Source organism: Mycolicibacter sp. MU0083, from assembly GCF_963378075.1.
Classification (GTDB): domain Bacteria; phylum Actinomycetota; class Actinomycetes; order Mycobacteriales; family Mycobacteriaceae; genus Mycobacterium; species Mycobacterium kokjensenii.
The window spans coordinates 4,146,667-4,171,864 of record NZ_OY726394.1 but is presented as its reverse complement, the minus strand read 5'-3'; the positions used below and the strand labels follow the sequence as shown (position 1 = coordinate 4,171,864).

22 protein-coding genes are annotated in these 25,198 nt (G+C 69.5%); 9 read left to right on the top strand and 13 right to left on the bottom strand.

What is annotated here, in order from left to right; all coding sequences use genetic code 11:
* Window positions 1-17 precede the first annotated feature (17 nt).
* The gene (locus tag RCP38_RS19255; RefSeq protein ID WP_308474493.1) at window positions 18-1,157 is read right to left on the bottom strand and encodes an epoxide hydrolase family protein; all 1,140 of its coding nucleotides are present in this window, start codon (window positions 1,155-1,157) and stop codon (window positions 18-20) included.
* Entirely contained in the window at window positions 1,154-1,738 is a 585-nt protein-coding gene (locus RCP38_RS19250) for a TetR/AcrR family transcriptional regulator (protein ID WP_308474492.1), read from the bottom strand. Before RCP38_RS19250 ends, RCP38_RS19255 begins: the two co-directional genes overlap by 4 nt.
* A 61-nt stretch (window positions 1,739-1,799) precedes the next feature.
* Here RCP38_RS19250 and RCP38_RS19245 point away from each other — a divergent pair, with 61 nt between their 5' ends.
* Complete coding sequence (locus RCP38_RS19245) at window positions 1,800-3,563, top strand: N-acyl-D-amino-acid deacylase family protein (protein ID WP_308474491.1); 1,764 nt, start codon at window positions 1,800-1,802, stop codon at window positions 3,561-3,563.
* 53 nt (window positions 3,564-3,616) lie between these two features.
* Window positions 3,617-4,108 carry an SRPBCC family protein gene (locus RCP38_RS19240; RefSeq protein ID WP_308474490.1) on the top strand — a complete coding sequence of 164 codons (492 nt, stop codon included), beginning with the start codon at window positions 3,617-3,619 and terminating at the stop codon, window positions 4,106-4,108.
* A 73-nt stretch (window positions 4,109-4,181) separates the two neighbouring features.
* Here the strand turns inward: RCP38_RS19240 and RCP38_RS19235 are convergent, their stop codons facing one another.
* The 3 genes from RCP38_RS19235 to RCP38_RS19225 are packed head-to-tail and all read right to left on the bottom strand — an operon-like array spanning window position 4,182 to window position 6,010.
* Window positions 4,182-4,793 carry a TetR/AcrR family transcriptional regulator gene (locus RCP38_RS19235; protein WP_308474489.1) on the bottom strand — a complete coding sequence of 204 codons (612 nt, stop codon included), beginning with the start codon at window positions 4,791-4,793 and terminating at the stop codon, window positions 4,182-4,184.
* Window positions 4,793-5,347, bottom strand: a complete 555-nt coding sequence (locus tag RCP38_RS19230; protein WP_308474488.1) for a YkgB family protein — start codon at window positions 5,345-5,347, stop codon at window positions 4,793-4,795. The genes RCP38_RS19235 and RCP38_RS19230 overlap by 1 nt, the downstream gene beginning before the upstream one ends.
* Before the next feature lie 15 nt (window positions 5,348-5,362).
* Entirely contained in the window at window positions 5,363-6,010 is a 648-nt protein-coding gene (locus RCP38_RS19225; protein ID WP_308474487.1) for a nitroreductase family protein, read from the bottom strand.
* 132 nt (window positions 6,011-6,142) lie between these two features.
* Here RCP38_RS19225 and RCP38_RS19220 point away from each other — a divergent pair, with 132 nt between their 5' ends.
* Window positions 6,143-6,766 carry a TetR/AcrR family transcriptional regulator gene (locus RCP38_RS19220; RefSeq protein WP_308474486.1) on the top strand — a complete coding sequence of 208 codons (624 nt, stop codon included), beginning with the start codon at window positions 6,143-6,145 and terminating at the stop codon, window positions 6,764-6,766.
* A 103-nt stretch (window positions 6,767-6,869) separates the two neighbouring features.
* Entirely contained in the window at window positions 6,870-8,327 is a 1,458-nt protein-coding gene (locus RCP38_RS19215) for an aldehyde dehydrogenase family protein (RefSeq protein ID WP_308474485.1), read from the top strand.
* A 3-nt stretch (window positions 8,328-8,330) separates the two neighbouring features.
* Here the strand turns inward: RCP38_RS19215 and RCP38_RS19210 are convergent, their stop codons facing one another.
* The 4 genes from RCP38_RS19210 to RCP38_RS19195 all read right to left on the bottom strand — a co-directional run bounded on the left by RCP38_RS19210 (window position 8,331) and on the right by RCP38_RS19195 (window position 14,589).
* Entirely contained in the window at window positions 8,331-10,388 is a 2,058-nt protein-coding gene (locus RCP38_RS19210; protein ID WP_308474484.1) for an MMPL family transporter, read from the bottom strand.
* 55 nt (window positions 10,389-10,443) lie between these two features.
* Window positions 10,444-11,127: a maleylpyruvate isomerase N-terminal domain-containing protein gene (locus RCP38_RS19205; RefSeq protein ID WP_308474483.1), complete on the bottom strand. Its 684-nt coding sequence runs from the start codon at window positions 11,125-11,127 to the stop codon at window positions 10,444-10,446.
* Between the two features lie 85 nt (window positions 11,128-11,212).
* Window positions 11,213-14,137 (bottom strand): MMPL/RND family transporter, encoded by a 2,925-nt coding sequence (locus RCP38_RS19200; RefSeq protein WP_308474482.1) that lies wholly within the window; start codon window positions 14,135-14,137, stop codon window positions 11,213-11,215.
* Window positions 14,134-14,589: an MmpS family transport accessory protein gene (locus RCP38_RS19195; protein WP_308474481.1), complete on the bottom strand. Its 456-nt coding sequence runs from the start codon at window positions 14,587-14,589 to the stop codon at window positions 14,134-14,136. Before RCP38_RS19195 ends, RCP38_RS19200 begins: the two co-directional genes overlap by 4 nt.
* A gap of 123 nt (window positions 14,590-14,712) precedes the next feature.
* Between RCP38_RS19195 and RCP38_RS19190 the strand changes: the two genes are divergently transcribed.
* Window positions 14,713-15,330, top strand: a complete 618-nt coding sequence (locus RCP38_RS19190) for a TetR/AcrR family transcriptional regulator (RefSeq protein ID WP_308474480.1) — start codon at window positions 14,713-14,715, stop codon at window positions 15,328-15,330.
* 21 nt (window positions 15,331-15,351) lie between these two features.
* Here RCP38_RS19190 and RCP38_RS19185 read toward each other — a convergent pair whose 3' ends face one another.
* Both RCP38_RS19185 and RCP38_RS19180 read right to left on the bottom strand, forming a co-directional pair.
* Window positions 15,352-15,792 carry a hypothetical protein gene (locus tag RCP38_RS19185; protein ID WP_308477426.1) on the bottom strand — a complete coding sequence of 147 codons (441 nt, stop codon included), beginning with the start codon at window positions 15,790-15,792 and terminating at the stop codon, window positions 15,352-15,354.
* A 48-nt stretch (window positions 15,793-15,840) separates the two neighbouring features.
* Entirely contained in the window at window positions 15,841-16,482 is a 642-nt protein-coding gene (locus tag RCP38_RS19180) for a class I SAM-dependent methyltransferase (RefSeq protein WP_308474479.1), read from the bottom strand.
* Between the two features lie 40 nt (window positions 16,483-16,522).
* Here RCP38_RS19180 and RCP38_RS19175 point away from each other — a divergent pair, with 40 nt between their 5' ends.
* The 4 genes from RCP38_RS19175 (at window position 16,523) to RCP38_RS19160 (ending at window position 23,656) form a co-directional block, all read left to right on the top strand.
* The gene (locus RCP38_RS19175; protein WP_308474478.1) at window positions 16,523-17,320 is read left to right on the top strand and encodes a rhomboid family intramembrane serine protease; all 798 of its coding nucleotides are present in this window, start codon (window positions 16,523-16,525) and stop codon (window positions 17,318-17,320) included.
* Window positions 17,321-17,466: 146 nt separating this feature from the next.
* Window positions 17,467-19,542 (top strand): SGNH/GDSL hydrolase family protein, encoded by a 2,076-nt coding sequence (locus RCP38_RS19170; protein WP_308477425.1) that lies wholly within the window; start codon window positions 17,467-17,469, stop codon window positions 19,540-19,542.
* Between the two features lie 142 nt (window positions 19,543-19,684).
* The gene (gene car / locus RCP38_RS19165) at window positions 19,685-23,203 is read left to right on the top strand and encodes a carboxylic acid reductase (RefSeq protein ID WP_308474477.1); all 3,519 of its coding nucleotides are present in this window, start codon (window positions 19,685-19,687) and stop codon (window positions 23,201-23,203) included.
* A gap of 276 nt (window positions 23,204-23,479) precedes the next feature.
* A complete protein-coding gene (locus RCP38_RS19160; RefSeq protein ID WP_308474476.1) occupies window positions 23,480-23,656 on the top strand; it encodes a hypothetical protein in 177 nt (58 codons plus the stop codon).
* Between the two features lie 15 nt (window positions 23,657-23,671).
* Here the strand turns inward: RCP38_RS19160 and RCP38_RS19155 are convergent, their stop codons facing one another.
* Complete coding sequence (locus RCP38_RS19155) at window positions 23,672-24,427, bottom strand: L,D-transpeptidase (RefSeq protein ID WP_373692401.1); 756 nt, start codon at window positions 24,425-24,427, stop codon at window positions 23,672-23,674.
* Window positions 24,428-24,466: 39 nt separating this feature from the next.
* Complete coding sequence (locus tag RCP38_RS19150) at window positions 24,467-24,949, bottom strand: hypothetical protein (RefSeq protein WP_308474475.1); 483 nt, start codon at window positions 24,947-24,949, stop codon at window positions 24,467-24,469.
* Window positions 24,950-25,198 lie beyond the last annotated feature (249 nt).

Sequence of the window (25,198 nt, the reverse complement as noted above, 5' to 3'; positions counted from 1 at the left end):
CTGGGGATAAACCGACCTCAGAACACCTTCTGCTCCACCAGCACGTCGGCGAACGTCGCCAGGTCCGCGGCGAACAACTCCGGCTGCTCGAACGCCGCAAAGTGCCCCCCGCGTTCTTGGACGCTGTAGTGCACCAGGTTGTACCGGTCGGCGGCCCAAGCCCGCGGGGTCTGCAGCAGTTCGAACGGATACACCGCGTAACCGGTGGGCACCGTGACGTGACCGTCCCACTTGCCGAGCGGGCCCCTGCCCGCGCGGGCGGACTCGCAGTACAGCCGCGCCGCCGACGTCCCGGTCGCGGTCAGCCAGTAGAACATCAGGTTGTCGATGAGCCGGTCGGTGCTGATCGGCATCCCCTCGCGGATGTCACACCAGGCGTGGAACTTCTCCAGAATCCAGCCGGCCAGCCCCACCGGGGAGTCGTCGAGGCCGAAGCCCAGCGAATGCGGTCGGGTGGCCTGCTGATTCAGGTAGGCCGTACCGTCGGCGGTGCGTTGCACCGAGTCGATGATCGCCGCCTGCTCGGCTTCGGTCACCGCGGTCGCCAATTCGGGCTTGTCGTGATCCGGCGGCGCGAAACACATGTTGGTGTGGATGGCCGCGACCCGTCCGGCGTAATGCTCACCGAGCGTGCGGGTGACGATCGAGCCCCAGTCGCCGCCCTGGGCGACATAGCGGTCATAACCCAGCTGCCCCATCACGTCGTCGGCACAGGCCGCCACCGCGGCGACGTCGACCCCGGTGCGGCGGGTGGGCCCGGAGAACCCGTACCCGGGCATCGAGATCGCCACGACGTGGAATCGCTTCCGCAGCAATGGCAGAACGTCGAGAAACTCCACGATCGACCCCGGCCAGCCGTGGGTGATCAGCAGCGGAATGGCGTCGGGATCCGACGACCGCGCATGCAGGAAATGCACCCGCTGCCCGGCGGCCTCGGTGACGAACGAGCCGAAGTCGTTGACCTCGGCCTCCACCCGCCGCCAGTCGTAGCGGTGCAGCCAGTGCTCCACCACCGAGCGCAGGAACCCCTGATCGGTGCCGTAATCCCAGCCCGCGCCGTCGATCTCGGCCGGCCAGCGGGTCATCGAAAGTCGATGGCGCAGGTCCTCGAGTTCGGCCTCGCCGACGGCAAGGGTCAGGGGTGCGGGACTGGTCACGGGGATCCTCCACTCAAGCCGTCGATGATGTGGTCGCGCACGAACCGGCGTACGGCGCGCGGACTGTCCAGGTTCACCCGCATCGGCGGGAGTAGTTCGAAACTGAACAAGATCCGCACGATCCATTCGCCCGCCCGGCCCGCGTCGACGGTATCGCCGACCTCGCCGCGGCGCTGGGCGGCGCGCACCAGCGGGCGCCACAGTTCCACCGAGCGTTGCATCAGGTCGTCGCCGCCGTGTTCGAGCAGCAGCACCAACACGCTCTGATCGACCGTTCGGGCCGCCGAGGCGCGCCGATGCGCCGCGATCAGCACCGCCGCGGCCGCCACCTGGTCGGCCAACGAATCCAGCGCCTGCACTTCGGCGGCCATGGTCGCGATGAACGCCGTGGACAACTGGTCCAACGCGGCGGCGATGGCGTGGTCGCGGGTGCCCAGGATGTTGTGCGCGGTCCCGCGGGATACCCCGGCGGCTTCGGCGACCGCGGTGAGGCTGAAGTGCCGGGGGCCGAGTCGGCGAAGGGTGTCGGCGGCCGCCGACAGCAGTGGCGCCGGGATCTTCGACGCCGTGTCGCCAAGCACTTGCACACATTATCGAGATGTGTACAAATTGATCAATACCGACGAACCCCGGGAGTCGCTTGTGTATGACCTCACGATCACCGGCGGCACCGTCGTCGACGGAACCGGCGCCGACCGCTACCCCGCCGACGTCGGCATCAAGGACGGCCGCATCGTCGCCGTCCATCGCCGCACCGGATCCGACGACCCGGGCTTGACCGGCGCCGCGGCCGAAACCATCGACGCCACCGGCAGGATCGTCGCCCCCGGATTCGTCGACATCCACACCCACTATGACGGCCAGGTCAGCTGGGACAACCTGCTGGAGCCGTCCAGCGGCCACGGCGTCACCACGATCGTCAGCGGCAACTGCGGAGTCGGATTCGCCCCGGTGCGGCCCGGACGCGAAGAGTGGCTGATCAAACTCATGGAGGGTGTCGAAGACATCCCCGGCACCGCGCTGACCGAGGGCATCACCTGGGAGTGGGAGAGCTATCCCGAGTACCTCGATGCGCTGGAGAAGAAGAGCTACGCCGTCGACGTCGGCAGCCAGGTCGCACACGGGGCGATCCGCGCCTACGCGATGGGCGAGCGCGGCGCCCGCAACGAACCGGCCACTCCCGATGACATCGCCGCCATGAGCGCGCTGGTGCAGGAGGCGATCGAGGCCGGCGCACTGGGCTTTTCGACGTCGCGCACCATCACCCACCGGGCGATGGACGGCGAACCGGTGCCGGGCACCTTCGCCGCCGAGGACGAACTGTTCGGCCTGGGCCGCGCGATGGCCGCCGGCGGGCGGGCGGTCTTCGAACTGGCGCCGCAGGGCACCGCCGGTGAGGACATCGTCGCGCCGAAGAAGGAACTGGAGTGGATGCGGCGCCTCGCCGGGGAGATCGACCGCCCGGTGTCGTTCGCACTGATCCAGGTCGACGCCGACCCGAACCTGTGGCGTGAGCAGTTGGAGATCTCCGCCGACGCACACCGGGCCGGCAGTGCCCTGTATCCGCAGGTGGCTGCGCGCCCGTTCGGGATGCTGCTCGGCTTCCCCGGCCACCACGCCTTCACCCACCGCCCCACCTACCGGCGATTGGCCGCCGAATGCAGCCGCGACGAACTCGCGCGACGGCTCGCCGACCCGGCCGTCAAAGCCGCGATTCTGGCCGAAGACGATCTGCCGGTGGACACTTCGCTGCAGTTCGACGGGATGTTCGCCCTGGTGCAGCACTCCCTGCACCGCATCTACGACCTGGGCGACCCGCCGGACTACGAGCCCACCCCGGACCGTTCGGTGGCCGCGATCGCCGAGCAGCGCGGCGAGGATCCGCTGTCGACGCTCTATGACCTGATGCTGGCCGCCGACGCGGGCGCGATGCTGATGCTGCCGTTCTTCAACTACGCCGACGGCAATCACGACGCCATCCGTGAAATGCTCACCCATCCCGCCGGGGTGCTGGGCCTGTCCGACGGCGGGGCCCACTGCGGATTGATCTGCGACGCCTCCTATCCCACGTTCCTGCTCACCCACTGGGCGCGCGACCGGCACCGCGGCGACAAGCTGCCGCTGGAGTATGTGATCCGCAAGCAGTGCCGCGACACCGCGCAACTGTTCGGCCTGACCGACCGGGGCACCATCGAGACCGGCAAGAAGGCCGACCTCAACGTGATCGACATGGATGCGCTGACCCTGCTGCCGGCGCGGATGGCCTACGACCTGCCCGCCGGCGGTCGCCGGCTGTTGCAGGGGGCCAGCGGATACGACGCCACCGTCGTCAGCGGTACGGTGACCCGGCGCCACGGCGTCGACACCGGCGCGCGCCCCGGACGCCTGGTCCGCGGGGCGCGCTGAGCAGCGCCGAACGGCGCCGAAAAGCACTGAAAGGAAACACCGTTTTGTCTCGGATGTACCCCTGCGAGAAAGTCGGACTCGATTTTCTGCAGCAGGCGCCGCAGAAGTTCAGCAACAGCGTCGAGCTGGCCGTCACCCCCGAGCAGGTCTGGGAGGTGCTGGCCGACGCGGCGGCCTGGCCGCGCTGGGCCAGCGTCATCACCAACGTCACCTGGACCAGCCCCGAGCCGTACGGGGTGGGGACCACCCGGGTGGTCGACATGCGCGGCGGCATCGTCGGCGACGAAGAGTTCCTGGCCTGGGAACCCGCACAGCACATGGCATTCCGGTTCAACGCGAGCTCTACCAAGGCGCTGGCGGTGTTCGTCGAGGACTACCGGATCGTGCCGACCGCGCAGGGTTGCCGGCTGACCTGGACCCTGGCCAACAAGCTGACCGGGCCGGCCGCCTGGTTCTCCCCGGTCAGCGGGCCGCTGATGAACCTGGGATTCCGCAGATTCCTGGCCAACCTGCGGCGCTACACCGATCAGCGGTTCGCGGGGTAGCGCGCGAACAAAGGACATGTTCTTGCCCATGCCGCACGGCACCCAAAATTGGTATGCAGACGTCGGTGCTGGTCTAGCGGGCCCGATCCCGCGCGGGCGTGCGCGCCGCATCCACCGCCGGGGCGATCCAGCGGCGCAGCAGCCGACGTAGCTCGGTGCCCGAGGCGGGCAGCGGCGCCAGGATGAACGACTGCAGCGTGCGCAGCACCATCTCGATGATGTCGTCGGTGGCCTGTGCGTCGAAGCCGGTCCAGTCCACGTCCAGCCGCTGCAGCAGGGAATGACCGAAGTCGCGTCCGGTGTCGGTGGTGACGGTGACGGCGAACTCGCTGGCCTGCTGGGTGCGCAGCAGCAGACCGACGTAGGGATCGTGCGGCAGGCGCTCCAGGGTCAGCGCGACGCCCTCGGCGACCGCCTCGCCGGGATCGGTGATCCCGGCGAGGGCGTCGGCGAGCTGATCGAGGAAGGCTCCCGCTCCGTCGGTGGCGGTGGCACTGAGCAGTTCTTCGGTGCTGGGGAAGTAGCGGTAGACGGTCTGGCGGGTCACTCCGAGGGTGCGTGCCACATCGGCGATGCTGGTCTGCTCGCCGCGGGCGTCGATGGTGCGTCGGGTGGCCTGCAGGATCCGCGCGACGGCCTCGTCGTCGCTGGCGGGCACATCGCCGCCCCAACCACGAGTTCGCATCAGTTCCTCCGTTCCATGGCCGCAACCGTAATCGACCCGGCCGGCCGGCCAGAAGACGCCTCCCCGGCGGCGAGGCTCTCCAGGGTGTCGGCCAGCGTCAGCACTGAGACCGCCAGCAGCACAACGTCCTTGAGGAGGAACTGCCCCGTCATGGACAGCAGTGGAAAGCCGCCGGCCCCGGATTCCCCGACTCCCGGGGTGGTGACGAGGAAGGACAGCGTGCTGACGAACAACACGATCGCCAGCGCGCTCCCCAACAGCGAGGTCTTCGGGAACCACGGCTTGACCATCAGCAGCACGGCGGTGACGATCTCCACCACCCCGAGCAGGCAGGAGAAGAACTCCACGCTGCACAGGCCGTAGAGCCAGCCCATGAAGGGGCTGTTGGAGACCAACGGCGCGATGTTGTGGGCCTCGTAGGCGTGGAACTTCAACACGCCGATCCATCCGATTATGAGGGCCAGGCCGTAACGGGCGAGATTGTCGCCGATCGACCGGACGGTCGACGAGGCGACCAGCGCGGCGGTGGCAAGGGTGTTCTTCTCGGTGATCATGGCGGTGACGACCTTTCAGGCGAAGGTGAAGATCTGGTCGGATTGCAGGCGTGAGATGGGGTTGCGGTAGGTCTTCGTCGGATCGGGGTAGCCCAGCGCCAGCAGTACCGTTGTGGTGTAGCCGGTTTCGCGGATCTTGAAGGCCGCATCGACGACGGCCGGATCGAATCCTTCCAACGGGGTGGCGTCGAATCCGAGCTCGGCGGCGGCCATCATGGTCATGCCCAGCGCGAGGTAGGCCTGCTTCTCCATCCAGTGACCGAGGTCCTTGTAGCCGTAGGTGCGCAGGTTGAGGAAGTCGCGGGTCATCGATTCCCAGTGCGCCTGCTTGGCCGGGTCGGGAAACCGGCCGTCGGCCTTCTCCCGGCCGAAAACCTGCTGCAGGTGGCTGTCCGGCACGTCGACTCGGGTGGTGAAGATGATGACGTGTGAGGCGTTGCGGATCTTTTCACCGTTGTCGGCGAAGCGTTCTCCGAGATTGTCGGCCAGTCGACCCTTGCCCTCCGGTGTCTCGAGCACGTGGTAGCGGCTGGCTTGGACGTTGACCGACGACGGTGTGGAGCGCAGAAACCGCAGTAGCCGTTGCAGCGATTCGGCCGGGATGGTCCGGCCGGTGTCGAAGTACCGGGTGAGGTGCTTGCTCATGAGGTCGTCGAGATTCATGTCGATTCGCTTTCTGTGCAGGTGCTCGCCGGGATGGTCGGGCGTTATCAGATTTGGGCTATGCGACCCATTTTTGAAGTAGACACCCACATTGAATGGGTTGTCAAGCCCATTTTTGTTAGGATCGGGACCATGGCCACCGCGACTGCAGCTCAGGAGCCCAGAAAACTGACCGCGAAAGGGCTGGCGACGCGGGCGCGCATTCTCGAGTGCGCCGCGGACCTCATCCACACCCAGGGGGTGGCCGCGACGAACAACGAGCAGCTCCGACGCGTCGCGGGCGTCAGCGGATCGCAGCTCAACCACTACTTCCCGACCAAGGAGAGTCTGGTGGTGGCCGTCATCGAATGGCAGGCCGAGCGGGTGCTGCGCTTCTACGGCGACGAACGGTTCGCCGGCTTCGACACCGTCGAGGCGTTGCGGGCCTGGGTGGAGTATTACGTCGGCCACGAGGAGGCCTACCGGGACGGCTGCACGCTCGGTTCGCTGGCGAGCCAGATCGTCAAGTCCGACCTCGACGTCCACGACGAGTTGGCGCGCGCGTTCTCCCGCTGGCGCGGCATCTTCCGGGACGGGCTGCAGCGCATGCAGCACCTCGGCCGTCTCGACGCCGGGGCCGATCCCGGGCGGCTGGCGGATCTGCTGCTGGCGGCGTTTCAGGGCGGCATGCTGCTCGCCCAGGTCGCCCGGGACGTCGGCCCGCTGAACAACGCGTTGGACGCGGCCATCGACCACGTGCAGACGCTCACGATTTAGTCGCTCGATCAGCGCGGGACCGTGTCGACTGTTGACCCCGCTGCGCCCGGAATGCTAAGCAGGTGCACAGCATCTCTGTCGCCGTGACCAGAAGGGCCCGCCCATGTCAGTGCAGTCGGTAATCGAAGATCTCGCGAAGCGGCCCGGTACCGGTGAGGTCATCCCGGTCATCGACCCGGCCACCGAAGAGCAGATCACCGAGTTCCGCGACGCCGGACCCGATGCCGTCAACGACGCCGTCGCGCGCGCCAAGGCGGCCTACGAGTCCGGGGTGTGGACCGACATCCCGGCACGTCAGCGGGCCAAAGTGCTGTGGCGCCTCGCCGACCTGATGGACGAGCACGCCAAGGAGTTCGCCGAACTGGAGTCCCTGGACGCCGGCATGCCGCCGGCGCAGGCCGAGATGATCGTCTCCACCTGTGCGGAGTTCTACCGCTACTACGCCGGCTGGTGCACCAAGATCAACGGCACCAGCTACCAGGTGCAGATGGAAGGCGGCGTCAACAGCACCCACGCCAACATGCACGCCTACACCCTCAAGGAGCCCTACGGGGTGGTGGGCCTGATCTACCCGTGGAACGGCCCGCTGTTCAACGCCTGCGCCAAGATCGCCCCGGCGCTGGCCGCCGGCTGCAGCAGCGTCATCAAGCCGGCCGAGGAGACCCCGCTGTCGGCGGTGCTGCTGGAGAAACTGATCGCCCAGGCCGGGGTGCCCGACGGCGTCGCCAACTTCGTCATCGGCTACGGCGCCACCGCGGGTGCGGCGATCACCGCCCACCCGGATGTGGAGAAGGTCGCCTTCACCGGCTCCACCGAGGTCGGCAAGGAGATCATGCGCGGTGCCGCGGACAACCTGAAGAAGGTCACCCTCGAACTCGGCGGCAAGTCCCCGGTGCTGATCTACGAAGACGCCGACCTGGACATGGCGATCATGATGGCCTCGATGGGCATCTTCGTGCACTCCGGACAGGGTTGCGTCTGCGGATCCCGGATCTTCGTGCAGCGCAGCGTCTACGAGCGGGTGGTGGCCGGCATCTCGATGATCGGCGAGAACCTGGTGCTCGGCGGACCCAAGGACGAGGGCGCGATGATCAGCCCGCTGGTCAGCGCGAAGCAGCTCGACCGGGTGATGGGCTACATCGACCAGGGCAAGAAGGACGGCGCCGAGATCGTCAGCGGCGGTTACCGATTGGACCGTAAGGGCTACTTCATCAAGCCCACCGTGGTCACCGGCGTCGACCCCGCCACCAGCCGGCTCTACAAGGAGGAGATCTTCGGCCCGGTCGTCACAATCCTGCCGTTCGACGACGACGACGAGGCCGTTGCGATGGCCAACGACACCAGCTACGGCCTGGCCGCCACCGCCTGGACCACCAACCTGGCGCGCGCCCACAACCTGGGCAAGCGCCTGCAGGCCGGCATGGTCGGCCTCAACTGCCAGCTGACGTTCGACCACAACGTGCCCTTCGGCGGCTACAAGCAGTCCGGCATGGGCAAGGAATTCGGCTACGAGGGCATCGACGGCTACCTCAAGACCAAGTCGATCTGGGCGGCGCTGTAAGGATCAGCGCGGCGGGCTCGGCCACCAGATCCGGTCACCGATCACGGCGAACAATGCCGGAATAACCAGGGTTCGAACGACGAAGGTGTCCAACAGGATTCCGAGTCCGACGATGATGCCCAGCTGAGTCAGCACGATCAGCGGTAGCACTCCGAGCACGCAGAACACCGCGGCCAGCACCACGCCGGCACTGGTGATCACCGCACCGGTGGCCGACACCGCACGCACCATTCCCGCGCGGGTGCCGTGCTGCGGCGTCTCCTCCCAGGCCCGGGTCACGAGGAAGATGGTGTAGTCGACACCCAGCGCGACCAGGAACAGGAACGCGAACAGCGGAGTGCTGTTGTCCAGCGCCGGGAAACCGAACAGGTGCAGGCTGGCCCAGCAGCCCAGCCCGAGGGCGGCCAGGGCGCTGAGCACCGTCGCCGCCACCAGGACCGGCGGTGCGATGAGCGCCCGGAGCAGCACGAACAGCACCGCGAGCACGACCAGCAGGATCAGCGGGATCAGCACTTCGCGGTCGCGCACCGCACCGTCGCGGACATCGAGGGCCTGCGCGTCGGCGCCGCCGACCAGCGCCCGCGAATCGACCCCGCCGACCGCATCGCGCACCCCGGTGACGACCCGGAAGGCTTCCTCGGTGGCCGGGGCGGCGTCGATCACCACCGACCACCGGGTCCGCCCGGTCTCGGTCCCGCCGGTCTGCACCGCCGAGACGACGCCGGGGACGCCCGTGATCGCCGCGGTGAGTTCCCGGGTCTTGGCGGTCGGGCCGATCACCACCGCGGGGCTCGCCGCACCCTCGGGAAAGTGCGCCGCCAGCGTCTCGAAGCCGGCCACCGAGTCGGCCTGTACCCGGAACTGTTGGGTCTGCGACAACCCGATCCTGGCCCCGGAGAGCCCGGCGGCCGACGCCGCCAGCACGGCGACCGCCGCGAGGCACACCAGCACCGGACGCCGCGACACCGCGTCGGCGACACGGTGCCAGGGACCGGCCGTCGTCGCCGCGCCCTCAGCGCCGGGGGAGGGGGTGGGAATGAACGGCCAGAACACCTTTCGGCCGCACACCGCCAGCAGCGGCGGCAGCACCGACAGCACGAAGACGGCGGCCACCACCAGCCCGCAGCCCGCGCAGATCCCCAGGCTGCGGGTGCTCGGGGTGAGCGCGAGCAGCAGCGTCGACAGGGCCAGCACCACCGTGGCATTGCTGGCCAGGATCGCCGGGGCCGCAGCGGCCACCGCGCGGGCCAGCGCGCCGCGATGCGCGGCGTCGGCGTACAACTCCTCGCGGTAGCGCGAGATCAACAGCAGCGCATAGTTGGTCCCCGCCCCGAAGACCAACACGCTGGTGATCCCGGCGGTGGAGCCGTCGAACGTCACCCCCGCGGCGCGTGCGACGTCGGCGCCCACCACCGCGGCCACCCGGTCGGCGAACGCGATCACCAGCAGCGGCACCAGCCACAACACCGGTGAGCGATAGGTGATGATCAGCAGCAGCGCCACCACCAGAGCGGTGACCGCCAGCAACGTGACGTTGGCGCCGGTGAAAGCGTCGGCGATGTCGGCGCCGAACGCCGGGCCGCCGGTGATGTGGGTCGACAGTGCGGCGGGCAGATCGGTGGTGGCGGCGGTCCGCATGGCCGTGACGGCGTCGGTCAGCTCGAAACCGGAGAGCCCGGGGTCCAGCGGGAGCGTCGCCAGCGCCGCCCGGCCGTCGGCCGAGGGCGCCACCGCGGCGGGCGTACCGCCCAAGACCTGCGGCACTGCCGCGGCGCGCGCGTGCGCCGCGTCGATCGCGGCGAGGTCGTCCGGGGTCAGCGGACCGCCGTCGGTGCGGGTGGCCACCAACAGCACCGTGGCCTGTTCCCCGCCGGCGAAACCGGACAGCGCCGCGGCGGCCCGTGCGGATTCGGCGCCGGCCGGCAGGGTTTCGGGGGACCGGGTCGCCTCGGCGTCACCGCCGGCGGCCGCCATCAACGCGACGGCGATCAGGACCGGGACCAGCGCCACCAGCCAGCAGCGCCGACCGGTGAGTACGGCCGCACATCGCTGCCACCCCATCCGGCGAGCATGCCAGCCCACCGCCCGGCCGAACAGCAGAACAGCCGCATCGAGGTCAGCGGTCCGGGACCGGCTGGTCGTCGTCACGGGGACCGAACACGCCGAAGCCGTCGACGAGGTGCGCCGCCGGCGCCGGCGACCAGTCCCACCCGGCGATCTGGCGCCGCGACCGCCGGCTGAACAGGCCGCGCAGCAGCTCGTAGCAGTCGGCGCGCACTTCGGTGACGGATTCACCGGTGCCGCAACGCCATTGCTGCCCCCGCTCGTCGGTGACGACCAGGGTCGCGGTGTCGCCCAGTCGCCGGCCGGGCAGGTGGCCCAGGACATCGAGGAACGGCTGCCAGTGTTCGCGGTCGGGACGGGCCAGGCCGAGCGCCTCGTGCAGGTCGCCCTCGTGGCAGATGGCATCGGCGGCCAGATTCGGGCCGGTGAAGCGCTCTGGCAGGGTCGCTTCGGCGGCCGGCGAGGCGTTCGCCCATTCGGCGAGCAGGTCGGCGACCGGACGGCCGCGGCGTTCGGCTACATGCCGTGCGGTCCACGCGTCGCCCGGGACCCCGTCGAGTCGCTGCGCCAGGACGTCCGCGGCGCCACCCGCCAGGCGCGCCAGCACGTCGTGCACCGACCAGGCGGGGGTGGCGGGCACCGGCAGGCGCAGTTGCTCGGCGCTCAGGTCCACGGCCAGCGCGCCGATCCGGTCGCGGGCCCCGCGGTAGCTGTCGGCGAGCATCCGGGAATCCATGGCACGACCCTCTCCCTAGCGCGAGAGGCCCACGATACACCTAGATTAAGAAATATAAGACAATCTTGGCGTAACGCTAAGACCGTTAGCCGGCGGGGACGGGCATCCCCGGCGCCGGGCCGAGCGCCGAGCCCAGCGCCGGACGGGCGGCGGGCGCCTCGACGGCCGGGGCGGGGTCGCCGGCCGGTCGCCGGTGCACGTTGATCGGCCACCAGAACCAGCGGCCGAGCAGCGCCGCGATCGACGGCGTGATCAGGCTGCGGACGATGAAGGTGTCGAACAGCAGGCCCAGCCCGATGGTGGTGCCGATCTGGCCGACCGACCGCAGGTCGCTGGCGATCATCGCGATCATCGTGAACGCGAACACCATGCCGGCCGCGGTCACCACCTTGCCGGTGGCGCCCATCGCCCGGATCAGCCCGGTCCGCAGACCGGTCCCGCCGTTGAGCTCCTCCTGCATGCGGGAGACCACCAGCAGGTTGTAGTCCGAGCCCACCGCCAGCAGCACGATCACGCTCATCGCGATCACCAGCCACTGCAGTTCGATGCCGAACACGTACTGCCACAACAGCACCGAGAGCCCGAACGAAGAGGCCAGCGACAGCACCACGGTCCCCACGATCACGATCGAGGCCACCAGCGCACGGGTGATCAGCAGCATCACCACGAAGATCAGCACGATGGCCGCGACCGCGGCGATCAGCAGGTCGTAGTGGGCGCCGGTCGCGATGTCGGCGTAGGTGGCGGCGGTCCCGCCCAGGTAGAACTTCGCCTTGGCCAGCGGGGTGCCCTTGACGGCCTCCTTGGCGGCCTGCAGTTCGGCGTCGACGTGCGAGATGCCCTCGACGGTCGCCGGATCGGTCGCGTGGGTGATCAGGATGCGGGCGGCCTGGCCGTCCGGCGACATCATCAGCTCCATCCCGCGCTGGAAGTCCGGGCTGTCGAACGCCTCCGGCGGCAGGTAGAACATGTCGTCGTTGCGGGCGTCGTCGAACACCTGGCCCATCACCGCCGCGGTGTCGGTCATCTCCTCCAGTTGGGTGACCACCTGGCTGAAGCTGCTGTGCATGGTCAGCATCAGGTCGCGCATGTTGGTGGTGAGGGTGATCATCGGCGGGATCTGGTCGGCGATCGCGGGCGTGATCTCATCGACCCGGTCCATCTGTGCGGCCAGTGCGGTGGCGTTCTCCGCCAGCTTGTCGAAGCCGTCGGTGGCGTCGTAGATGGACCGCACCGCGTTGCAGACGCCGATGTTGATGCAGTGCGGCTCCCAGTAGAAGTAGTTGCGCAGCGGGCGGAACTGGTCGTCGAAGTCGGCGATGCTGTCGCGGACCTCGGCCATGGTGCCCGCCATGTCGTGGGTGGCCCCGTCGGTGCCGTGGGTGGCGTCGGCCAGTTGCAGGCTCAGGCCGTGCAGCCTGTCGAGCACCGTGGCCATCGACGACAACTGGTCGGCCATCGTCGCGGTGTCGTCGAGGCGGGCCTTGAGGAACTGCAGGTTCTCCCGCATCGTCACGCCCTGCGCGCTGATCTGGAACGGCACCGAGCCGTGCTCCATGGGCGGTCCGAGCGGGCGGGTGATGGACTGCACCCGTTCGATGCCCGGCACCCGGAAGATGTTGCGGGCGATCCGGTCCAGCACCAGCATGTCGCGCGGATTGCGCATGTCGTGGTCGGACTCGACCATCAGCATGTCGGGGTTCATCCGCGCCGAGGTGAAGTGTTTCTCGGCGGCGGCGTACCCGACGTTGGACGGCACGTCGGCCGGGATGTAGTGCCGGTTGTCGTAGCTGGTCCGATACCCGGGCAACACCAGCACGCCCACCGCGGCGACCGCGCCGGCGGCGGCCAGGATCGGCACCGGCCACCGCACCACGGCGGTGCCCACCTTGCGCCATCCGCCGGCTCCGGTGGCCCGTTTCGGGTCGAGCAGCCCGAACCGGCTGCCGACGGCCAGCACCGCGGGCGCGAACGTCAACCCCATCAACAAGATGGTGAACATGCCCAGCGCGCAGGGCACGGCGAGGGTGTTGAAGTAGTTCAGCCGGGTGAAATGCAGGCACAGCATGGCGCCGGCGATGGTCAGCCCGGAGCCCAGGATGACGTGGCTGACGCCGGCCAGCGTGGTGTTCTGCGCGGTCTCGCGGTCCTCGCCGGCGTTGCGCGCCTCGTGGTAGCGCCCGATGAGGAAGATCCAGTAGTCGGTGCCGGCCGCGATGGCCAGCGCGGTCAGGATGCTGACCACGAACGTCGAGATCGCGAAGACGCGGGCGTCGCTGAGCACCGCGATCAGCCCGCGGGCCATGCTCATCTCGGTGACGACCACCAGCAGCCCGATCAGCATGGTCCCCAGCGAGCGGTAGACCACCAGCAGCATCACCGCGATCACCGCCAGGGTGATGCCGGTCATCTTCACCATGGAGGCGTCCCCGGCCTCGTTGGTGTCGGCGACCAGGGCGGCCTGGCCGGTCACGTAGGGCCGCAGGCCGACCGGCGGGTCGGAGTGCTCGACGAGTTCGCGCACCGCGTCGACCGATTCCACGCCCTGCGCCGACCCCTGATTACCGACCAGATGCACCTGCACGTAGGCGGCGCGGCCGTCTTCGCTCTGCGATCCCGCCGAGGTGACCCGGTCGCCCCAGAAGTCCTGCACGTGTTCGACGTGGGCGGTGTCGGCCTGCAGGCTCGCCACCAGCCGGTCGTAGTAGTGGTGCGCGGCTCCGTCGGTGTCGCCGAGCGGTTCGTCACCTTCCAGCACGATCATCAGCACGCTGTCGGAGCTGAACTCGCCGAACTTCTCGCCGATGTGCTTCATCGCGATCACCGACGGCGCGTCCTGCGGAGACAGCGAGACGGCGTTGTGGGCGCCGACGATCTCCAGTTGCGGGACCAGCAGGTTGGTCGCGGCGGTCGCGGCGACCCAGAACGCGATGATCGGGATCGCGCAGGCGCGGATCAGCCGGGCGAATCGGGGCGCTCCGGTGCTGCGGGCGCTGCGGTGGCCGCTCATGCCGCCTTCACCACGCAGAACGTCGCGGCGTGGTGGCCGTCGGTCCGGTGCTCGTCGCGCAACTCGCCGTTGACGGTGATCCGGCAGCCCAGTGCGGGGCCGTCGCCCTGGGCCATCACGTTGGCGAACACGCTGGGTTGCGTGGTGGTCAGCGTGATCGACCACGGCAGTGCGCCGAACTGTGCCTCCCGGGACTGGGCGCGCTCGTCGACGTAGCTGATCATTCCGGCGGTGTTCTCGGGGCCGTAGACCTCGTAGGTGACGTATTTGGGGACGGTGGAGACGATCTCCCCGCCGGTCCCGCCGGCGACGGCCGCGCCGTCCGCGCCGAAGACGCCGTGGAAGCGCTGGATGGTCAGTGCGGCGACGGCGGCGACCGGGACGATCACCAGTACGACCCAGAGTCGCTGCAGGAGTCCGCGAAGGCGGCGTGGCTTTTGCGGTGCGTTCATGGCTGCTAACCTTACGGCTGTAAAGAAACGCGTGTAAAGTTAGATTGGCTCAGTTCATATCTGGATATCGGCTGTTATTCAGAACACACACGGCAACAACTCACAGACCGTTAGGATCACGGCGTGCCCACCCCTACCCGTCGGCGCAATCTGCGAGGTCACGGCGCGCTGCTGCGCGACGAGATCTTGGCCGCGGCCGCCCGCGTCATCGACGGTGCGGCCAGCGAGGCCGAGGTGTCACTGCGGCGCATCGCCCGCGAGGCCGGCATTGCGGCGCCCTCGGTGTATGCGCACTTCGCCGATCTGGAACGGGTACTCGAGGCCGTCACCGAATCGAGCTGGGTCCAGGTATCCGACGAGATCGCCGAGAACGTCCAACGCGCCGTCGATCCGCGTGAGCGCCTGCTGATCGGCTGCCGGGTCTACGTCTCCTTCGCCCAACGCCATCCGCTGCGCTACGCCCTGATGACCCAGGACGGCCAGACCCCACCCGCCGCCCGTCGCGCCCTGGAGGCTGTGACCAGGGGATTGTTGGCCTGTCGGGGGCAGGTGCCGGACAGCGAATCCGATCCCGCATCCGACCGGATCGCCGCCACACTGGCGGTGGCGCTGCACGGCGTCGCGATGCTGCACCGCAGCGATGCGCCCAACCTGTGGCTCAGCGATTTCACCACCGACGAGGTGATCCGCACCCTGGTCGACGGTGCGACGTTGCTGCTGGCCGACCCCGAACGGGTCTGAGCCGACCGCCGCTGCCGGGGGCTACTGCCCGGCGGGTGCGGGGGCCGGAGCGGCCGGCCGCGGCTGCGGGACGAAACCCTTGAGCACATCCGGCAGGCCGGCGGACTGCTGCGGCACCGGGGCGCAGGTGGGCGGGCACTGGACCTGCTGCCAGGTCTGGCAGCGATCGGTCCGGAACGCGGTGTCACTCGGCTCGATGAGCACGATCTGGGGCTTCTTGGTCATCGCGCTGTCGAGGGTCTTGCCGTCGCCCATCCGGCGCCAGTAGCAGGCGGCGCCGTCCCGCGGCCCCTCGGAACGGTAGGTGCCCGGGGCGATCTCGGTCCCGACGGCGAACGTCCCGTCGCCGTCGATGACCTGCTTGGGAGCGGGCGCGGGCGGGGGAGTCGGGTCCGCCCCGGCGGCGCCGGCGGCCGCAGACCACGCCACCAGCGCGATCGCCGCGGCCCCGGCCAACTTCATCGGTCTCATACCCAACGAAGGTACCGCGCCCCGGCCCGGGCCCGGCGGCTACGGCTTGACGCCGACTGTGATCAGGTCCGACACCGCCAGCGTCCAGGCCGGCCGGGCGACCCGATGCTGGTCGGCAACGGTGAAGCCGGCATCGGTGAACAGCGCGCTCATCTCACTGGGGGTCGGCTGGCGAGCCGGATTCCACCGGATCCCGGTCAGCGCGTGGATCGGATCCGACAGCCGGGGACTCATCGCGGTGACCGCCGCCATCCCGCCCGGCGCCAGGACCCGGTGGAACTCGGCTACCGCTGCGGGCTGGTTGAAGAAGTGAAACGCCGAGCTGCAGACCACCGCATCGAGTTCCCCGTCGCCGAACGGCAACTGTTCGGCGGCACCGGTCAGCCACCGCACCCGTGACGAGCGCGCCCGGGCCTCGGCGAGCATGCCGTCGGACATGTCCACCCCGTAGACCGCCTCGGGCGCCAGTTCGCGTTCGATGCGGTCGGCCAGGATGCCCGTGCCGCAGGCGATATCGGCGACCCGGGCCGGGCGGCGGGCGCGCAGCGCGGCGATCAGCTCGTCCTGGGCGGGGCGATACACCCACCGCTGCAGAAACCGGGTGTCGTAGGCCGGGGCCGCGAAGCTCCAGAATCCGGTGACGACGTCGTTGAACGGTTGGCGAGGTGCCCGGGGTGCCATTGGATGAAATCTACCGGTGCCGCTCTGAGAAGGTATAGCCATGACCGTCTGCTACCGGCACCCCGACCGGGCCACCGCGCTGCGCTGCACCCGGTGTGACCGTTACATCTGCGCTGACTGCATGCGCACCGCCGCGGTCGGCCAGCACTGCGTGGACTGCGCGCAGGCCGGTGCCGCGTCGGTACGCCGGGCCCGGCCGGTGGTGCGGGCGGCCTCGGGTGTTCCGGTGGTCACCTACGCGCTGATCGCGCTGAGCGTGCTGGCCTTCGGTGCGCAGGTGTCGTCCCACCAGTTGGAGTCCGACCTGGTGCTGTGGACGCCGGCGGTGGCCCACGGCCAGGTGTACCGGTTGCTGACCTCGGCGTTCCTGCACTACGGGTTGCCGCACCTTTTGCTCAACATGTGGGCGCTGTACGTGGTGGGTCCGCAACTGGAGGGCCTGCTGGGCCGGGTGCGGTTCAGTGCGCTGTATTTCCTCAGCGCGCTGGGCGGCTCGGTCGCGGTCTACCTGTTGGCACCGATCACCGCGGCGACCGCCGGCGCCTCGGGTGCCATTTTCGGGCTGTTCGGCGCCACCTTGGTGGTGGGCCGTCGGCTGCGGATGGACGTCCGTGCGATCGGCGCGGTGATCGTGGTCAACCTGATCTTCACCTTCACCATTCCCAACATCAGCTGGCAGGGCCACCTCGGCGGGCTGATCACCGGGTCGTTGGTGGCGTGGGCGTATGTCTATCCGGGTCCGGCGGCCCGCGACCGGATCCAGCTCGCGGTGAGCCTGGGGCTGCTGGCGCTGTTCATCGCGCTGATCTGGTGGCGCACTGCCGAATTGGTCTCCTGACCTCGAGCGTGTCATCCCGCTGAGACGCCGGTCGGCCGCCTAAGATTTCGGTGGTCCACCAGCGAGAGGATCGACCAATCGGCGCCAACGGCGACCACGATGTCTTGAGTGGACCGGCCGGGAACCCGACTCGCCGGGCCACCTCGATGCGCACCTCGGGTAAATCCCGTTGGGTTGCGCCGGCCCCGCGTTCCGCCCGGTTGACCACCGCGCGCGCCACGGACCGGATTCGACGCGAACGGCGACGCCCGGGCATCCACGCCCTCGACGGCCTGCGTGCGCTGGCCGTCGCCCTGGTGCTCGCCGACCACGGCGGCATCCCCGGCCTGTCCGGGGGCTTCATCGGCGTCGACCTGTTCTTCGTGCTGAGCGGATTCCTGATCACGTCGCTGCTCATCGACGAACTCGGCCGGACCGGGCGCATCGACCTCGGCGGATTCTGGATCCGCCGTATCCGCCGACTGCTGCCGGCGCTGGTGCTCATGGTGCTGACCGTCGCCGTCGCCCACGAACTGCTGCCGCCGGAAGCGGTGGCGGGCCTGCGCGAGGATGCCATCGCCGCCTTCTTCTGGGTGGCCAACTGGCGGTTCGTCGCCCAACACACCGACTACTTCACCGAGGCCGGCACGCCGTCGCCGCTGCAGCACGCCTGGTCGCTGGGGGTGGAGGAGCAGTACTACTTCGTCTGGCCGCTGGTGTTGATCGCCGTCGCGCTGCTGCTGGCCGCCCGCGCCCGCCGACGCGGCGGGTGGGCCACCGTCGGCGGCGTGCGCCTGACCGTCTTCCTGCTGGCCAGTGCCGGCGCGGCGGCCTCGGCGGCGGCCGCGGAGATGCTGGCCTCGGACGCCAACCGCGACCGGGTCTACTTCGGTACCGACACCCGCGCCCAGGCATTGCTGATCGGCGCCGCGGCGGCGGCCCTGCTGGTCGGGGACTGGCCGGCGCTGACCGCGGGCTGGTCGGTGGTGCGGACCGGTCGGGCCCGCTGGGTCGCGCGGCTATCACCCCTGGTCGGTCTGGCCGTCCTGGCGGTGGCGGCCCACCGCGCCACCGGCAGCGCGGCGGAGTTTCGCGGCGGGCTGCTCACGCTGGTGGCGTTGGCCGCCATCGCGGTGATCGCCCCGGTGGCGCTGCATCAGAGCGGCCTGATCGCCCGGGCGTTGGCCTGGTCGCCCCTGGTCTGGCTGGGCACCATCTCCTACGGCGTGTATCTGTGGCACTGGCCGGTCTTTCTGGTCCTCAACGGGCAGCGCACCGGCTGGTCGGGGTGGACGCTGTTCGCGGTGCGGTGCGCCGCCACCCTGGCGATCGCCGCGGTGTCGTGGTGGGCCATCGAGGAACCGATCCGGCGGTGGCGGCCGGCGCGGGTGCCGCTGCTGCCGTTGGGCGCCGCGGTCAGCTGCACTGCGGTGGCGGTCACCGTGCTGGTGGTGCCGGTGGTGGACCTGCCCAGCGCCGAGAACGGCGTCACCCCCGATGTCGCCGCGGCGGCCGCGGTGTCGCCGTCGCCGCCGGCCCGGGTCACGCCATCCGCCGGACCGCGGCCCCAGCCGGCGCGGCGCGACCCGAACCGGCCCCGCACCGTCTCGGTGTTCGGCGACTCGATCGGCTGGACGCTGATGCACTACCTGCCGGAGACGCCCGGCTACGACTTCATCGATCACACCGTCGTCGGCTGCAGCATCGTGCGGGCCGGGCCCTACCGCTGGGCCGGTAAGACCATCGAGCAGGGGGCGGAGTGTGACGGTTGGCCGGCCCGCTGGACCCGGCAGGTCAAAGCCGACCAGCCCGACGTCGTGCTGTTGTTCGTCGGCCGCTGGGAGACCGTGGACCGGGTCAACGAGGGCCAGTGGAGCCACATCGGCGACCCGACCTTCGACGCCTACCTGATCGCCGAGCTGCGCCGGGCGCTCGACGTCCTGGAGTCCGCGGGCAGTCGCGTGGTGGTGACCACCGTGCCCTACAGCCGCTACGGCGAACGGCCCGACGGCAGCCTGTGGCCCGAGGACGACCCGCGGCGTGTCGACCTCTGGAACGCCCTGCTGCGCGCCGAGGTCGCCGGGCGTGACGCCGTGACCGTGATGGACCTGAACAAGAAATTGGCGCCCGAGGGCGTCTACACCGCCAAAGTGGACGGGATCAAGGTGCGCAGTGACGGCATCCACCTCACTCCCGAAGGCGTGAAGTGGCTGCTCCCGTGGCTGGAGGAATCCCTGAGCTGACCCGCTCCGGGCAAACATTTCTGAGGTCAACGTCACAGGGCGCCAGCGACCTAGAATCAATTAGTTTTGCTAACGTAGTTTACATCGACGCAGATTGCGCCAGGTAAATCACTTTCGCGAGATAGCAATTAGAGGTCAAGAAATGTCGAACGCTTCCCCTTTGCCGGCCGAAGAGCAACTAGCCGGCCGGATCGCCGAGCTCGTCGCCCACGACCCGCAGTTCGCCGCCGCCCGCCCCGACCCCGCCGTCACCGCCGCGGTCGAAGCCCAGCCCCGGCTGGCGCAGGTCGCCCGGACCGTCTTCGAGGGCTACGCCGAGCGGCCGGCCCTGGGGCAGCGCGCCGTCGAGTACGTCACCGACCCGGCCACCGGCCGCACCACCGCCGAACTCCTGCCGCGCTACCAGACCATCACCTACGGCGAGGTCGGGGAGCGGGTCCGCCGGCTGGCCGCCGCCCTGGTCGCCGGCGCGGTGCGCCCCGGAGACCGGGTCGCGGTGTTGGGCTTCACCAGCGTCGACTACACCGTGATCGACGTTGCGCTGGGCCAGATCGGCGCCGTCGCCGTACCGCTGCAGACCTCCGCGGCGGTGAGCACCCTGACCCCGATCGTCGCCGAGACCGAGCCCCGGGTGATCGCGGCAGCCGTCGATTCACTGCCCGACGCGGTGGATCTGGTCCTGGCCGGGCCGGCCCCCACCCGGCTGGTGGTCTTCGACTACCACGAGCAGGTCGACGACCACCGTGACGCGCTGGCCGACGCCCGCGCCCGGCTGGCCGGCGTCGAGATCGTCGTCGAACCGCTGGCCGACCTGCTGGCCCGCGGCGCGGCGCTGTCCTTCGTCGACCCGCCGGCCGATGCCGACGCCGACCCGCTGGCCCTGCTGGTCTACACCTCGGGCAGCACCGGCGCCCCCAAGGGCGCGATGTACCCGGAGCGCAACGTGACCCGGATGTGGGTGCGCTCGGCCAAGCACTGGTTCGGCCCGACCGCCGTCTCGATCACCTTGAACTTCATGCCGATGAGCCACATCATGGGCCGCGGCATCCTGTACGGCACCCTGGGCAACGGCGGCACCGCCTACTTCAGTGCCCGCAGCGACTTGTCCACCTTCCTCGAAGACCTCGCCCTGGTGCGGCCGACCGAACTGAACTTCGTGCCCCGCATCTGGGAGATGCTCTACCAGCACTACTGCAGCGAAGTCGACGGTTTCGCCGGCGACCCGGCCGACGCCGAAGCGCAGGTCCTGGCGCGGCTGCGCACCGAATTGCTCGGCGGGCGTTGCGTCTTCGCGATGACCGGCTCCGCCCCGATCTCCGACGAACTGCGGTCCTGGGTCGACGAGCTCACCGAGCAGCACGTGCTCAACGGGTACGGCTCCACCGAGGCCGGCATGGTGCTCTTCGACGGCGAGGTGCAACGGCCGCCGGTGCTCGACTACAAACTGGCCGACGTCCCCGACCTGGGCTACTTCAGCACCGACACCCCGCACCCGCGCGGGGAACTGCTGCTCAAGACCGAGAACCTGTTCCCCGGCTACTACCGCCGGCCCGAGATCACCGCCGAGGTCTTCGACGCCGACGGCTACTACCGGACCGGCGACGTGGTGGCCGAGGTCGCCCCCGACCGGCTGGTCTACGTCGACCGGCGCAACAACGTGCTCAAGCTCGCGCAGGGTGAGTTCGTCACCCTCGCCAAGCTGGAGGCGGTGTTCGGCAACAGCCCGCTGGTGCGCCAGATCTACGTCTACGGCAACAGCGCCCAGCCCTACCTGCTGGCCGTCGTCGTCCCCACCGAGCAGGCGCAGGGCCGCTTCGCCACCGAGGCGGAACTGAAGGCGGCGATCGCCGAGTCGCTGCAGCAGGTGGCCAAAGACGCCGACCTGCAGTCCTACGAGGTGCCGCGCGACCTGATCATCGAGACCGAACCGTTCACCCTGGAGAACGGCCTGCTGACCGGCATCCGCAAGCTGGCGTGGCCGAAGCTGAAGGCGCGCTACGGTGATCGGCTCGAACGCCGCTACGCCGAACTGGCGCAGGGGCAGGCCGGCGAACTCAGCGAGCTACGCCGGCACGGCGCGCAGCGGCCGGTGGCCGAGACCGTCGCCAGGGCCGCCGCGGCGCTGCTGGGCGCCTCGGCCGGCGACCTGTCGCCACAGGCGCACTTCACCGACCTCGGCGGTGACTCGCTGTCGGCGCTGACCTTCGGGAACCTGCTGCGCGACATCTTCGGTGTCGACGTGCCGGTCGGTGTGATCGTCAGCCCGGCAAACGATCTCGCCGCGATCGCCGACTACGTGACCGCCGAGCTGGCCGGTGCCGGATCCAAGCGGCCGAGCTTCGCCTCGGTGCACGGACGGGACGCCCTCGAGGTCGCCGCCGCCGACCTGACCCTGGACAAGTTCCTCGACGAGGCCACCCTGGCGGCGGCACCGGGGCTGCCCGGGCCGTCCGAGCAGGTCCGGACCGTACTGCTCACCGGCGCAACGGGATTCCTCGGCCGCTACCTGGCGCTGGAATGGCTGGAGCGGTTGGCCCCGGTCGGCGGCACACTGATCTGCCTGGTGCGGGCGCGCTCCGACGAAGACGCGCGGCGCCGGCTCGACGACGTCTTCGACAGCGGAGACCAGCGTCTGCTGGCCCGCTACACCGAGCTGGCCGCCGACCACCTGCACGTCATCGCCGGTGACAAGGGCGAGGCGGATCTCGGCCTGGCTCACGACGTCTGGCAGCGCCTGGCCGACACCGTCGACGTGATCGTCGACCCGGCGGCCCTGGTCAACCACTTGCTGCCCTACAGCGAGCTGTTCGGCCCGAACGCGGTCGGCACCGCCGAGCTGATTCGGATCGCGCTCACCGGAAAGATCAAGCCGTTCACCTACTTCTCCACCATCGGTGTCGGCGACCAGATCCCGCTCGGGAAGTTCACCGAGGACGCCGACGTGCGGGTGATGAGCCCGGTCCGCGCCATCAACGACGGCTACGCCAACGGTTACGGCACCAGCAAGTGGGCCGGTGAGGTGCTGCTGCGCGAGGCCCACGACCTGTGCGGCCTGCCGGTGGCGGTGTTCCGCTGCGACATGATCCTGGCCGACACCAGCTATGCCGGTCAGCTCAACCTGCCCGACATGTTCACCCGGATGATGTTCAGCCTGGTCGCCGCCGGTGTGGCGCCCGGTTCGTTCTACGAGTTGGGTGACGACGGCCGCCGGCGGCGTGCGCACTACGACGGGCTGCCGGTGGAGTTCATCGCCGAGGCGGCCACCGAGTTGGGCGCCGCGGCGGGCGGCGGGTTCACCACCTACCACGTGATGAACCCCTACGACGACGGCCGGGGGATGGACGAGTTCGTCGACTGGCTGATCGAGGCCGGCTACCCGATCCAACGGATCGACGACTACGGCGACTGGTTGCAGCGGTTCGAGACCACCCTGCGGGCGCTGCCTGAGCAGCAGCGCCAGGCCTCGCTGCTGCCGCTGCTGCACAACTACCAGAAGCCGCAGGTTCCGATCTGCGGGTCGATCGCACCGACCGACCGGTTCCGGGCCGCCGTGCAGGCCGCCGGACTCGGGCCCGACCCCGAGCATCCGGACATCCCGCACGTCACCCGCGAGGTGATCGTCAAATACATCACCGATCTGGAGCTGCTCGGGCTGCTCTGAACCGGGTTCCGACGCGCCCGCCTCGGTCGGGTTGCGTTTGACTCCTGTTCATTTGGATGTAACCTTGGTGGCAATTGCCCAGGCATGCCCGTGTGTCCCGGCCGGAAGGAGGTGAGGGCGAAGTGAGTTCCAGTGACGGTCCGCATCCGTATCCGTGCTCGAAGATCGATCAATCCCTCACCGGCTCCGGCGTCTGCGCCGCGGCCTGAACCGCCAGTAGGCTCGGCCCTTTTCGGGGCGCGAGCGGCCGGTGAGTTTCCCGGCAGGAGAAAAATCATGGCTTTCGTTCCCACCAGTGTCCTGACGGTCAACGGCACCGCCGAAGACCGGGAGACCACCGTGCTGGCCACTCGGCTGCGCCGCTACCTGGCCACCCGCCGCGAGGTGCGCGGCGCCAAGCGCGCCACGCGTTACGTGCAGAACCTGCCCATCGCGGTGCTCGGCGATCGCTGAGGTACCTCGTGCGGCTTACGCCTGCACGATGATCGGGTCGCCCAGGTGCACGGTGTTGAAGTACCAGGCGGCGTCCTCGGGGCTCAGGTTGATGCAGCCGTGGCTGACGTTCGAGTAGCCCTGCGAACTCACCGACCAGGGTGCCGAGTGCACGTAGACGCCGCTCCAGGTGACCCGCACCGCGTACTCCCCGTTCAGCAAATAGCCCTCCGGGTCGTTGAGCGGAATACCGATGGTGCGTGAATCGAACTTGAGGGTGCGCTCTTTCGACAATGCGGTGAACGAACCGATCGGGGTGGGGCGCTTGGGCTTACCCATGGACGCGGCCATGATCCGCTGCACGTCGCCGTTGATGCTGACCGTGAAGGTGTGATCGGAGATGTCGGCCAGCCCCACCACCGCATCGCCGGTTTCGAAGCCCGTCGACATGCCGTGGGCATCCACGCTGATCGTGCTGTGCGGAGACCAGTAGCCGTCCGGAATCCACTGCACGACATCGTCGCCCGACCACTCGAAATGTCCGGCGGAGTTACCGGTCGAGGTGATGTGGATACCGCGCTCGGCGGCGGCCCGGTCGGCCACCGGCCCGGTGAACGTCACGATCACCGGGTAGGCCACGCCCACCACCGAGCCGGATGCCGGCTCGATCCCCGCGACGACCGGTCCCGGAGCCGGCACCGGAACGGCGGCTTGGCTCACGGCCCCCGGCACCCCCAGTGCCAGTGCTACCGACCCGGCCACCGCCAAAATTCCCCGCCTCACGTTGCGCATGCCGTCCATTGTGCCAACAGCAACGTCGGTGGTGCAGGTTTAACGGTCCTCCGCCGGGGTGAGCAGGCTGCCCCAGGCCGCCTTCGTACCGGTGGAGCCGATCGTGTGGATGGCGAACATCGACCCGCCGGCCAGTGCGATCACCACCGCCAGAACCCCCAGCCGCGGCAGCATTCCGACGTTCTTGCCCCGGCTCGCCGCCACGTGCAGGCCGGCCAGCAGGGCCGCGGCCGCGGCCAGCGCCAGTGCCATGTAGAGGCCGTACTCCCCGGCGGTCATATGAGCGTCGAGTTCGGGCGACGGGGCGAACTTGCCGGTATCGGCCAGCCACTCGCCCGCGCTGACCGTCAGCGGTGTCGCCAGCAGGGTGAGGCCGGCGAACACGGCCACCAGCCAGACCAGCCGCCGGCGGGCCGCCGGCCACACCGCGCACACGACCAGCAGGATGGCCGTCACCGGCGCCAGCGCCACCACCAGATGCAGTAACACGACGTGCGCGGGCAACCCGGCGATGGTCGACATGACTGTCCTTTCGATCCGGCGACGCAACCTCTCGAGTCCCAAGCCTCCCCGCCGGGGCTCGTCCGCACAAGCCCCACCGGCGCCCGGCATTGATAGGGCGAACCGGCGGTTCCGGTACGCTTGCGATGCTTGTTTGACGAATCCACCGTCTCGGTACCGCCCGGACGTGCTGGGTTGACAGACGCCTGGATCCTGACCTCAGGAGGTAGACGGATGAGCGGAGCGCATCGCCCCAACCGGTGGCGGCAG